Raw genomic sequence first — 12,386 nt, forward strand, 5'->3', positions numbered from 1 at the left:
GCCAGGAATCGCCAACCAGAGAGGGAGCACCTACAATGCCTGCTTATGTCATCTCCATGATGTCCGTCCACGATCCCGAGACCTACCGGAAGTACACCGACCGGACGCCGCCCATCGTCAAGAAATACGGGGGCAGGTTCCTGACGCGGGGCGAGGAGATCGCCTGTGTCGAAGGCAAGGATTACGACGGGCGGATGGTGATCCTGGAGTTTCCCAGCAGGGCGCAAGCAGAGGCTTGGTACAACGACCCGGCGTACCAGGAGGCGATGAAGTTTCGCCAGGCTGGGTCTACGATGAACTACCTGCTGATTCAGGAAGGTGGCGAGAATACGCGGGATCCGGATCCGAAGCTGTGACGGGGCAATCGTGGATGGTCGCTACAGGCGGGTAAGGTCACTACTTACTACAGGGTTGCTCCGCGGAGACCCTCTTCCCTACGATCCTCTAGTACAAGGGTGATGGCCTCCGACAAACTCTCGCGGGCCTCATCCCTGGTCGTCCCTTGACCATTTGCTTCCGGTATTTCTGGACAAAAGGCTATGAATAGGTTTTCGTCCCGTTCGATAATCGCCCTGAACTTGTTTTCCATTGTTGTTCCGAACTGCTGATTATCTCAGCACCATCAAGACCAACGAACCCATGATGTCAACAGGCACCGCAGCATCAGTCTCTAAGCGACGGGTCATAAGGCTGCTCGCGGAAGACGTGGATATCGAGCGGTTCATGATCGCCCCTGATTTTGTCCTTCAATGTCCCCAGACTGGAATAGTCGATTTTCCTTGGTGGCCTGAGGATGAACCCATCCGGCCCTTCGATGATTTCGATCTGGTCGCCGGGCCCCACACCGAGGGTGTCGAGAACACTTTTTGGTAAGGTGACCCGTCCTTCAGAATCGATTTTGCGAAACACTCCAATCCTCCTACTGTAAACTCGGCCACGCAGTACGTTCGCGGCAGAGATTCCTCAATTTATGAAGATCTGCCGGGAACCACAGATGAAGCATTAGTCGGGATTACCTTACGAAACCTAGTACTCCCACCCGCACAACCCCGGCACGGGCAGGCGCAGGGTCCGGTCCAGCGCGGACAGCAGTTCGGGGGGACCGTCGAGGTCGTCGGTGACGGCCAGACCGGTGGCGGGACGGACACCGAGCCACATGCGGGTGAAGGCGCCCACCGAGGCGGTCAGCGTGGGCAGGGCGGGGTCGGCGCCGGCTACGGCGCTGGATTCCGGGCCGAGCTTAACAACGTACCTGCCGCTTATCCCGCGCCAGGTCGCGTCCGCGTCCAGGTACTTCTCGATCGGGTCCTTCAGCACGAGGTTGAACCGTGCCGTCGGCCCGTCCAGGCGGGTCTTGGCCATGCAGGCTTCCAGATCGCAGATCCGGGCCTGCCAGTAGCCATCACCCCGGATCAGGGTATTGAAGGAGCCTTTTTCGGACACCATCCTGGCCCGGAAGGGCTGCTTGATCAGGTCCTGAAGCTGCACGTCAGGGGGTTCGACCATCTGGAAGAGCCGGATCTGGTCGCCGAGGGATCTCATGAGCGCGAGCAGTTCCAGGAACTGGTCGTGGTCCTGGTAGGCCATCATATAGATATAGCTTGGACCGTGTTCTTCATGGTCGCTGGCCCAGAAGAAATGGGTCAGTTCGCCGTCCGGACCATCGCAATACCCCAGGAGGAAGGATTTCTCCGCATGATTCAGCTCGACCTGCAACAATTCGGCGGGATATAACCTGCAGCCGCCGTGGGTCAGCCTGCGGTTAATCATGGCGGCATGGATCATTTCCCAGTCGTCGGCCTTCAGGCGCCTGGGAACCCGGAACGGACGGTCTATCGTGAGGTCGGCGGGATCGAAGCGTACCCTGTGTCCGTAGGGACCCGTACCGAACCCCATCAGATCGTAGAATCCCTGTTCGAACATGGTCAGCGTGCAGATCTCCACGCCGTTCGCCGCGTCCTGGGCGATACGGTGCGCGGTGACCCGTTGGGCGAGGCGCTGTTTCCGGGCGATCCGGCTGGTCGTCACCCCCACGATGGCGGACATGGTAAGGTCTTCGTCCAGGTACCGGAACGTGCCGTCGGTCGAAGAGGCCTGGCACTCCGCCTCACCGTTCACTTCAGCCACGTCGGTCCGGGCTTTCTCCATGAACTGAGGCGCCCACTTGGCCTGTTCGTCGCTGGTGATCCAGTGGACTTCCCGCCAGACCCGGATGATCGCGTCCTGGTCCCGCTCGGCGTCATATGGCCGGATGATCGCCATTTCTGTTCCTATTACTCCTCGCCCCAAGCTACTCCCAGAACGTTACTCCTCGCCCCTCAGCATCCGGTGGAGGGTCTCGTTGTCCGGCGCGTCCTTGAAGACGTTCCACTCGAGGTAGTAGCCCTCCGGGTCGTAGGCGACGAAGGCGCGGTACCTGTCCGTTTCCTCGACCTTCTCCGACCGCATCTCGAAGGAACCGTGGTTGCTGACGTAGGCGTACCAGTCGTCGATGCGGTCCGTCCAGAAGGACATGGTGACGGCCTTCTTCTCCGTGAAATTGTGCATGCCGCGTGTTTCGTCCACGAGGCCCATGTAGCCCGAAGGCGATATGCGGTAGATCTTGGTCCATCCCTGGTCCACGATCAGTTCGAAGCCCATGACGTCCTCGTAGAAGGCCTGGATCGCGGGCATGTCCTTGTAGTAGAACCACACCACGGTCGCCTTGAAACCCAGTCCCGGAGGCACGTCGGACGCCCCTTCGGCGGGATAGATGGTCTCGGTCTCGTTCAGCACCGGGATCAGCATCTCGTTCTCGGCGTGTACGTTGAACCGCTCGAACTCCAGGAGATAGCCCTCAGGGTCGATGGCCACGAAGCCGTGATGGGGACGCCCCTCGACCGGGTTGTACGGGAAGCGCATCTCCACGTCCTGGTCCTTCATGTAGTCCCACCACTCGTCGAGCTGGTCCGTGATGAGGGCGATGGCGACGGTCTTGGGATCGCTGGCGCTGTGCATGCCCATCTCTTCGTCTACGAGCGTGATGAAAGAACTCGGCCCCACGCGGAGGATCTTGGCGAACCCGTAATCGGCCGCCACGGCGAAGCCCAGGGTGCGGGTGTAGAACGTCGTCGCCGCTTCCACGTCGGCGTAGTACAGGAAAACGTTGCTGGCCGTCATGCCGTATTCGTTCATCGGGTTCACGGGTGCGGACTCCTCTTCGGACGTTGCGGGCGCTTCAGCCGTTTCGGACTGAACGCACGCCGCGGCTATGAACGCCGCGCAGGCCAGCGCGGCGGTGATCTTGCGAATCATGATTCCTCCTTGCCGGGATTTACGGGTCGGGCGGGTACTGGCAGTTGTAATGGCAGACGCCGCAGGTAATATTCAGGTCCTGCAGCGCCGAGTCGGCCTCGATGGCGGATCCAGTCGCCGCGGCGGCGATGAGCGTCTCGGCGCGTATCTGGAAGTCGGAGGCGTAGAACCCGTACCTGGAGGAGTCGTACCGCGGCGGCATCGTCGAAACCACTTCCATGATTTCCTTGAGACTGGTCACGTCGGCCCCGATCGTCCCCAGCGAACCTTCCTCGACCGCCCTGGCGATGCCTTCGCAGAGCCGGGCGATCTCTCTCATGTGCTCCTGGCGGGCCTCCGTATTGGGATCAGGCGCTTCGACTTCGGCCGGTTCCGCTCCGTGGTCCTGGCTTTCTCCGCCGTCTTCGCCGCCGCAACCCGCCACGGCCCATCCGGCGATCAGGAAGCAGGCCAGCGCGGACGTCATGATCCGATTGAAAGGACGTTTCATGGGTGTTCCTCTTATTAAAAAGTATGGAGAAGCGTTACGAATGACAGAAGACCTGCGCTCAATCGAGATTCAGGCTGAATACTACCCCTATCCTGTCTCTGGCAATCATGGGTCCCATGGTCATAGCCTGTTGATTGCGCTTGTTTATTTCGATGGATGAAAGGGGCGCATCAATCATGGACCACAAGATGAAACCAAACGCCAAACCTGCTCCGACTCCACGCAGATGATCGTTGTCATCAAGATCGATTTCTTTGCCGGATACGAAGTTAAATTTGTTGTCTCTGGTTGCGTGGAAGTACATACCGATTCCGGTCGCAGCACCAAGGAACATGGCGGAACCCTTGCCGTACTGTTCGTTATAAAACTGCCCACTGCCTACAACAGCGGTCGATAACAAAAACGCTGCCCAGGGTTTCTTTTCGACCACTCTCTGCTTTGGAGGTGTATAGAAATCGTCAGGCGACGTTATCTGACCGCTGTCAAGCATCATCACCTCCGCCTGTTGGGCATAGACCGGTGAGATGACCGCGACAAGTAATAAAGTTCCGATAATGCGATACATATAATCTCCTTCCATGGTGGGATTCAACAACAAGGTAGGGGAGTTGGCGTTGAGGTCAATGAAAACTCCCCGTATGCAGATCGTTTGCTTCGCCACACGTCGTGCGCGGGGATCCGGGAAACGCGTATCGGCCGATCAAGTGCACTATGCACTGAAAGAGGCTATGATATGCCAAAATGACAGTCGTAGCCACCCAATATGCCAAATTGGCATATTCCGGTGAGAACCTGTGCTGCTGACGGTCTGAAATCCCCCGGAATCGTCGCGCCGGCACCCCGATTGCATCCCACACATGCCCGGAATCGCCGTGGCATGATGTTTGCGCCCTCCATATATGCATTACGGCACGAACTTTCGGTCCAAATGAAGCGTACAGGCCGGTTCGTGCGTATAACGGGGTAAGCAGCCTCGAGGGCGGCCGGTCGTCCGCCGACTTGGCGCACCACAGGGTGGTACGTGCAACCGGCTGACCGTCTCCCGTGCGGCCGGTCGTCTCTCGAAGCAGCTGTAAAGCAAAGGCAGGGAAAGCGAGGCACAAGCATGGCCGAGGTCAAGGCACTCCAGGAAATCCAGACGAACCTGCAGGAACACGCGGTGATCGAGTCCATCGCCGTGCTGCCCGTGCGCAACCTGGTCGTGTATCCCCACATGGCCGCCGCGCTGGTGGCCGACCGGCCGGGTTCCGTGAAGGCGCTGGACGAGGCGCTGCAGCAGGACAAGATGGTCCTGATCCTGGCGCAGCGGGACCCCGAGACGGACCGGCCGACACCGGCCGATCTCTACAAATTCGGAACACTGGTCCGTATCTACAAGACGATGAAACTGCCCGAAGACAGCCTCCACGCGGTCGTACACGGAGTCTCGCGCGCCCGGGTGCTGGAAGTGCTCGAAACCGAGCCGATCATGCGTGCCCGGACGGAACTTCAGGCTGAGGGGAAGAACGAGTCCATGGAAGGCAAGGCCCTGGCCCACAACCTGGCGGAGCAGTTCCAGCGCTTGATCGAACTGGTCCCGACCATGTCCGAGGAGTTGCGGATTCCCCTGCTCAACCTGGAGGATCAGCCCTCCAAGATGGCCGATTTCATCGCCTTCAACCTGAAGATCTCCCTCGAAGACCAGCAGGCCATGCTGGAATTGAGCGACGTCAAGGATCGGCTGAAGGCGCTGACGTTCCTGATCGCCCAGGAAGTCGAAGTGGCGGAGACGGGCAGCCGCATCCAGTCGCAGGTCGAGGACAAGATGGGCAAGGCCCAGCGCGAGTACTATCTCCGCGAGCAGATGAAGGCCATCCGGCGGGAACTCGGCGAAGACGGTGATGGTCAGGGCGAGGACCTGTCCGATCTGCGCGAGAAGATCGATGAGGCGGGCCTGCCGGAACTGGCCCGGGTGGAAGCGGAACGCGAGTTCCAGCGCCTGGAACGCATCCCGTCCATCTCGCCCGAGTATTCGACGCTGCGGACCTACCTCGAATGGCTGTCCGAACTGCCCTGGTCGGTCTCGTCGGAGGATCAGCTGGACATCGAGCGCGCCCGGGGGATCCTGGACGAAGACCACTACGGCCTGGAGAAGATCAAGGACCGCATCCTCGAACACCTGGCCGTGCGCAGCCTGAAACCGGACCTGAAGGGTTCCATCCTGTGCTTCGTCGGCCCGCCGGGGGTGGGCAAGACCTCGCTGGGCAAGTCCATCGCCCGTGCCCTGGGCCACCGGTTCGTGCGCATTTCGCTGGGCGGCGTGCACGACGAGGCGGAGATCAGGGGCCACCGCAGGACCTACGTCGGCGCCCTGCCCGGCCGCATCATCCAGAGCATCCGCAAGGCGGGGACCAACAACCCGGTCTTCATGCTGGACGAGATCGACAAGCTCGGCCGGGACTTCCGGGGAGACCCGTCCTCCGCGCTGCTCGAAGTGCTCGACCCGGAGCAGAACGACACCTTCACCGACCATTACATCGATCTGCCCTTCGACCTGTCCAACGTCATGTTCGTGACCACGGCCAACATGCTGGCCGGCATTCCGGAGCCGTTGCGCGACCGCATGGAGGTCATCGAGCTGTCGGGCTACACGGAAGAGGAGAAGATCGAGATCGCCCGGCGCTACCTCGTCCCGCGGGAACTGGAGACGCACGGGCTGTCCACCGAGGACGTGGTTTTCGACGGCCGGGCGATCGGCCGGATCATTGCCGACTACACCCGGGAGGCGGGCCTGCGCAACCTGGAGCGCAAGATCCGCACGGTGGTCCGCAAGTCGGCCCGTTCGGTCGCCGAAGGGCAGGCGCCTCCGTTCCGGGTGTCCGAAGACGACCTTCACCAGTACCTGGGACCGCCGGAATACTTCTCGGAGACCGCGGAGCGCACCGGCGAACCCGGCGTGGCGATCGGACTGGTGTGGACCCCTGCCGGCGGCGAGATCATGTTTGTGGAAGCCAGCAAGATGTCCGGCGGCAAGGGATTGACCCTCACGGGCCAGCTGGGCGACGTGATGCAGGAATCCGCCCGGGCCGCCCTGACGTACGTGCGGTCGCACGCCGCGGACTGGCAGATCGACCCCGCGTTCTTCGGCGCGAACGACATCCATATCCATCTGCCCGTGGGCGCCATTCCCAAGGACGGACCCTCCGCGGGGGTGGCGCTCGTCACAGTGCTCACCTCCCTGTTCACGGGCCGGCCCGTGCGGAACGACCTGGCCATGACCGGCGAGGTCACCCTCCGCGGGAAGGTCATGCCCGTGGGCGGCATCAAGGAGAAGGTCCTCGGTGCGATGCGGGCCGGGATCACTACCATCATCCTGCCCCGCCGGAACGAGAAAGACCTGGACGACGTGCCCGCGGCCGTCAAGGAGAAGCTCGGATTCTGCCTGGTCGACCATATCGACCAGGTCCTGGAACTGGCGCTCATGGACGGACCGGTCGAAGACGAGCCCGTCGACGATGAACCCGTTGATGCTGAGCCCGTCGACGCGCCGGAAAGCGACGAGGCGTGGGCGGAAAGCCTGGAAGGCGGCGTGACGGTTGCGCCCCGGGACGCGAATCTGAACTGAGGTAATCGATTGACGCCGGGACGCGCGCCCGGTATTATGCATAGTTGGATCAAGTAGGGTTCAGCCAGTAAAAAGGGAGATCGAGCATGAAGGTGAAAAGGAAGTTCGGTAGCCTGGCCGCCGCGGCGTTGCTCGTCACGGGCATGGTGCTCGGGGCACTGTTCATTTCCAACTGGGACGCATCCGTCGCAGAACGGGACGTATACAGATCGATCACGCCGGTGGTGGCGGCGGACCAGCGATCACTCGAGGAATTCAGCGAGACCTTTGCTACGATAGCCGAGCGGGTGAAGCCATCGGTGGTGCTGATTAAAAGTCAACGCGTCGCACGTCAGACACAGCAGCGGTTCTGGAGTCCCTGGGAGGAGTTTTTCGGCGGTGGTCAGCCGCGGAACGACCAGCCCCGGCAATTCAGGGGCGTAGGTTCCGGGGTCATCGTGTCGGAGGACGGCTATATCCTGACGAACAACCACGTGGTGGAAAACGCAGACGAACTGAAGGTCCAGCTGTCTGACGAGCGCGAGGTGAATGCTGAAGTCATCGGACTGGATCCCAGGACGGACCTGGCCGTCATCAAGGTCGAATTCGACGATCTTCCCGCGCTGGCCTTCGGCGATTCGGAGAAGCTGCGCGTGGGCGAATGGGTCATGGCCGTAGGCAATCCCTTCGGGCTGAACCACAGCGTCACCGCGGGAATCGTCAGCGCCAAGGGCCGGGGTCGGGTACTGCCGGCGCGGCCGAACGAGGTCACTTACGAGAACTTCATACAGACGGACGCCGCCATCAACCCCGGGAACAGCGGCGGTGCCCTGGTGGACATGGAAGGCAATCTCATGGGCATCAACACGGCCATCTATACCCGGACGGGCGGTTACCAGGGCATCGGGTTTGCCGTTCCGGCGAACATGGCCCGCAACATCATGACCCGGCTGGTCGAGGACGGACGTGTTACGCGCGGTTACCTGGGTGTAATGATCAACAACCTCGATGAGGTCGTGGCGGAGTCCATGGGACTTGAAAACACGGACGGGGTGCTTATCGAAGGAATCAGGGACGACGGCCCGGCGAAAGATACCGATCTTCAGCGGGAGGACGTGGTCGTCGCGCTGAACGGCGAGAGCGTGGAGGATACGGACGATCTGCGGTACCGCATTGCCGACATCGCGCCGGGCACGGAAGTGGTACTCGAGGTGATCCGGGACGGAGCGCCGATGACCATCAATATTGAACTGGGCGAGTTGCCCGGTGACGAGGCCACGAGCACAGCATCGAGGGGGGAACCTCAAAGGAGCCCCGCGTCCAATCTCGGCATAGACGTAATGGATGTTTCCCGTCAGTGGTCCAGGTTCTACGAGCAGGGATCCGGCGTGGTGATCGCCGAGGTGCGTTCGGGCAGCGTGGCCGAGGACAAGGAACTCCGGCGGGGCGACCTGATCCGCGAGGTGAACGGCGATCCGGTGTCCAGCGTCCAGGAATTCCTCGGAATCGTCCGGCAGTTTGAAGCCGGCCAGGCCATCCGCTTCAGGATTCAGCGCGGCGACGCACAATTCCTGGTGGGGCTGCGGATACCCGAAGAATAACATTTAGTACGAACGCGAGACGCTGAAGCCGCATCCGGCACACCGCCGCGCGTTCGGTACACCGTCGCGCGTCCAGCACACCGGCACGCGTCCGGCTTCCAGGAACATCGTTTAACTCATCAGAAAACGCGGAGCGCCATCCGCGTTTTCTTCATAATGGGCTATTGGGCCGAAAGGTATCGGGTACCCGCATCGATACGGCCCGGGTACGTACTTCCAGATGAATGCTCCCGTCGCGCTCGTCATCCTGGACGGCTGGGGCATCGCCCCCCGCGGCGATGCCAACGCCGTCCTGCTGGCGGAGACACCGAACTTCGACAGGCTGTGGCAGCAGTATCCCCAAACCTTGCTGAGCGCATCGGGCGAGGACGTCGGTCTTCCGCCCGGGATCATGGGAAATTCGGAAGTCGGCCACCTCAACCTGGGCGCCGGACGGGTGGTCCGCCAGGAAGTCAGCCGGATCAACGAGGCCATCGACGACGGCTCATTCTTCGAAAACGCCGCGCTCGTCGAGATCCTGGAACGGCTTCGGGGTACGGAAGGCCGGCTGCACCTGCTGGGACTCACCTCGGACGGACTGGTCCACAGCGCCGAAAAGCATTACCTGGCGCTGCTCGAAATGGCCCGTCGCCGGGAACTGACCGGCGATCGCGTCCTGCTGCACGCCATCCTGGACGGCCGTGATACATCGCCCCGGAGCGCGCCGGGCTATCTCGAGACGCTGCAGGCGGCCATCGAGCGACTCGGCGTAGGCCGCATCGCCACCGTGACCGGGCGATACTACGCCATGGACCGGGACAACCGGTGGGAGCGGGTGCGCAGGGCCTACGAACTCTTTACCGAAGGGATAGGGTACCGGACAGGCACCGCGGCGGAAGCCGTTCAAGCGGCGTACGATCGGGGCGAAACGGACGAGTTCGTATCGCCCACCGTGATCGCGCCGGCAGCGTACGGCCCGGCCAGCCCCGGCGGTGTAATCTCGGACGGCGACGCGGTGATCATCTTCAATTTCCGGGCCGACCGGGGGCGCCAGATCGTCCGGGCCTTCATCGAAAAGGATTTCGACGGTTTCGACCGCGGGGACGTTCCGGACGTACGCATCGCCACCATGACGCCATACGATGCGCGTTTCGATGTGACCTGCGCCTTTCGTCCGCCGGAACGCATGCGCGGAATCCTGGGAGAAACGATCAGCCTGGCCGGCCGGCATCAGCTGCGCGTGGCGGAAACGGAAAAGTACCCTCACGTCACCTATTTCTTCAACGGCGGCGATGAACGGCCCTTCGAAGGCGAGGACCGGATCCTGGTCCCCTCGCCGCGGGACGTGGCCACTTACGATGAGAAGCCCGAAATGAGCGCGCCAGAGGTCGCGGCCCGGGTGGCCGATGCCCTGCGCGGCGGGGAGTACGGTTTCGTGCTGGTGAATTTCGCCAATCCGGACATGGTGGGCCACACGGGTTCGCTCCCGGCGGCGATCACGGCCGTGGAGACGGTTGACCGGTGCCTGGGAGAGGTGATGGACGCGGTCCGCTCGGCCGGTGGCGGGGCGATCGTGACAGCGGACCACGGCAATGCGGAGATGATGGTCGACCCCGCCACCTCCGCGCCCCATACGGCGCACACGACGAATCCCGTACCGCTCATACTCGTGGACGATAAACGGGAACACGGACTGTTGCGCACCGGCGGGCGGCTGGCGGACGTGGCGCCGACCGTGCTGTCCATGATGGGTATCTCCTGTCCGGAATCGATGTCGGGCACGGACCTGGCGGCTCCGAACGGTCTGGCCGGAAGCACGGAGCGGGCATGAAGCGCGACCTGGTCATAGGCGTGGACCTGGGTGGGACCAACGTCAACAGCGCCGTCGTGGATGAAGGCGGCCGCATATCCCACCGGGCATGGCAGTCCATATCGGGCAGCCGCACCGCCGGGGAGGTGATCGACCGCCTGGTGGCCTGCGTCGAGACGACCATGGATTCCTGCGGCAGGGACCGCGTGTCAGGCGTGGGCGTGGGCACGCCCGGGTTGATCCCCGAGGATTCGGGTACCGTGGTCTACGCGCCGAACGTGCCGGAATGGGTGGATCTCCCGCTCCAGTCGCTGCTCCACGAACGCCTGGGGCTTCCGGTGGCGATCGAGAACGACGCCAACGCGGCGGCCATCGGGGAGCACTGGGTCGGAGGTGCCGCCGGTTACGCCAATATCGTATGCATCACCCTCGGGACGGGCGTCGGCGGCGCGATCATCATGAACCATGAAGTCTGGCGCGGTTCCAACGGCGCGGGCGGCGAGATCGGCCATATGACCGTCGTGGAAAACGGCAGAATGTGCGGCTGCGGCGCGCCGGGGTGCCTGGAAGCCTATGCCTCGGCGACGGCCATCGCCGAACAGGCGCGGGAACTGCTGCGGGACGGGCGGACGAGCGTATTGACGGAACTGGCCGGCGGCGACTCCGGCCGCATCGATGCCGCCATGATCGCCGAGGCGGCCGACCGGGGCGATGAGACGGCGCGCGAGGTGATGCACCGGTCCGCCACGCTCCTGGGCACGGCCGTCTCCAGTCTCACCAACCTGCTGAATCCCGAACTGATCGTCATTGGCGGGGGCGTCATCAAGGCGGGCGATCTGATCTTCGGCCCCATCCGCGCGGAGGTGGCGCGGCGCGCGTACAAGTGGTCCGCCAGCATCCTCGAAATCGGGCCTGCCAGACTAGGCGACGACGCCGGCATCATCGGTGCCGCGCGTCACTTCATGCTGACCCGCACGACGTAACTTTAGTAATTCAAACGGTTGTTTGTGCTAGGCAATACAAGGCAGGCTGGGACTATTCGCTGGCCCTGGACGAAACGCCGGACTCAACGATCTCCTTATGGGTCCGCAAGATCAGTTCCAGCGCGTTGACCACGGATTCCAGTTGCTCCTGATCCCACTTTCCGGCAACCCTCAGTGCCGCCTCCCGGGCGACACGCCAGAACCGCTCCGTGGCTTTCTGTCCCTCTTCCGTCAATTCGCAGATGACCACTCTTCGGTCGTCGGGATCCTTGGTCCGGACCACCAGGCTTTTTTTCTCCAGGCGGTCCACGATCGATGTCGTTGCGGCCAGCGTGTTCTTCAGATAGTAGGAGATCATCCCCATCCGCATGGAACCCATCTGCTTCAGCATGACCAGGGTATTGAACTGGGAAATCGAGAGGTCCATCCCCTGCCATTCATGCAAACGCCCGCTGTACATGATCCGGTTGATTTCTTCCACGGATTTCAGGTAGCGGTCTGAGATATCCTGCGTGCGTTCGTTGTTCAAATCGGTCACCAGGTGTAAAGCGAGCGGTTCGTAAGGCAACTTTTCTGCGAGATCGAAAGATTCCGTTTCTTAAGCAATCACCCCGGGAACGGTCGACCCTGACCGAAAGGCGAATGT

The 12,386-nt window shown here is 62.1% G+C and carries 12 protein-coding genes; 5 read left to right on the forward strand and 7 right to left on the reverse strand.

Annotated features, from left to right (window positions below; genetic code table 11):
- The first annotated feature begins 35 nt into the window (after positions 1-35).
- A complete protein-coding gene (locus tag F4Z81_06385; protein ID MXW04679.1) occupies positions 36-356 on the forward strand; it encodes a DUF1330 domain-containing protein in 321 nt (106 codons plus the stop codon).
- A 47-nt stretch (positions 357-403) separates the two neighbouring features.
- Here F4Z81_06385 and F4Z81_06390 read toward each other — a convergent pair whose 3' ends face one another.
- From F4Z81_06390 to F4Z81_06415, 6 genes are all read right to left on the reverse strand, one after another.
- Complete coding sequence (locus F4Z81_06390; protein MXW04680.1) at positions 404-589, reverse strand: type II toxin-antitoxin system HicB family antitoxin; 186 nt, start codon at positions 587-589, stop codon at positions 404-406.
- A 74-nt stretch (positions 590-663) separates the two neighbouring features.
- Positions 664-960: an AbrB/MazE/SpoVT family DNA-binding domain-containing protein gene (locus F4Z81_06395; protein ID MXW04681.1), complete on the reverse strand. Its 297-nt coding sequence runs from the start codon at positions 958-960 to the stop codon at positions 664-666.
- A 66-nt stretch (positions 961-1,026) separates the two neighbouring features.
- Positions 1,027-2,262 carry a GNAT family N-acetyltransferase gene (locus F4Z81_06400; GenBank protein MXW04682.1) on the reverse strand — a complete coding sequence of 412 codons (1,236 nt, stop codon included), beginning with the start codon at positions 2,260-2,262 and terminating at the stop codon, positions 1,027-1,029.
- 42 nt (positions 2,263-2,304) lie between these two features.
- On the reverse strand, positions 2,305-3,294 hold the full coding sequence (locus F4Z81_06405; GenBank protein ID MXW04683.1) for a VOC family protein: 990 nt from the start codon (positions 3,292-3,294) through the stop codon (positions 2,305-2,307).
- Positions 3,295-3,313: 19 nt separating this feature from the next.
- On the reverse strand, positions 3,314-3,784 hold the full coding sequence (locus F4Z81_06410; protein ID MXW04684.1) for a hypothetical protein: 471 nt from the start codon (positions 3,782-3,784) through the stop codon (positions 3,314-3,316).
- A gap of 58 nt (positions 3,785-3,842) precedes the next feature.
- Positions 3,843-4,349, reverse strand: a complete 507-nt coding sequence (locus tag F4Z81_06415; protein MXW04685.1) for a hypothetical protein — start codon at positions 4,347-4,349, stop codon at positions 3,843-3,845.
- Between the two features lie 540 nt (positions 4,350-4,889).
- Between F4Z81_06415 and lon the strand changes: the two genes are divergently transcribed.
- The 4 genes from lon (at position 4,890) to F4Z81_06435 (ending at position 11,740) form a co-directional block, all read left to right on the forward strand.
- A complete protein-coding gene (gene lon, locus F4Z81_06420) occupies positions 4,890-7,388 on the forward strand; it encodes an endopeptidase La (GenBank protein MXW04686.1) in 2,499 nt (832 codons plus the stop codon).
- Between the two features lie 86 nt (positions 7,389-7,474).
- Entirely contained in the window at positions 7,475-8,968 is a 1,494-nt protein-coding gene (locus tag F4Z81_06425; GenBank protein MXW04687.1) for a DegQ family serine endoprotease, read from the forward strand.
- Between the two features lie 220 nt (positions 8,969-9,188).
- On the forward strand, positions 9,189-10,778 hold the full coding sequence (locus tag F4Z81_06430; protein ID MXW04688.1) for a 2,3-bisphosphoglycerate-independent phosphoglycerate mutase: 1,590 nt from the start codon (positions 9,189-9,191) through the stop codon (positions 10,776-10,778).
- Positions 10,775-11,740: an ROK family protein gene (locus tag F4Z81_06435; protein MXW04689.1), complete on the forward strand. Its 966-nt coding sequence runs from the start codon at positions 10,775-10,777 to the stop codon at positions 11,738-11,740. The genes F4Z81_06430 and F4Z81_06435 overlap by 4 nt, the downstream gene beginning before the upstream one ends.
- A 52-nt stretch (positions 11,741-11,792) precedes the next feature.
- Here F4Z81_06435 and F4Z81_06440 read toward each other — a convergent pair whose 3' ends face one another.
- Complete coding sequence (locus tag F4Z81_06440) at positions 11,793-12,269, reverse strand: MarR family transcriptional regulator (GenBank protein ID MXW04690.1); 477 nt, start codon at positions 12,267-12,269, stop codon at positions 11,793-11,795.
- Between the last annotated feature and the right edge of the window lie 117 nt (positions 12,270-12,386).

The organism is Gemmatimonadota bacterium (assembly GCA_009835325.1).
Taxonomy (GTDB): Bacteria; JAAXHH01; JAAXHH01; order JAAXHH01; family JAAXHH01; genus JAAXHH01.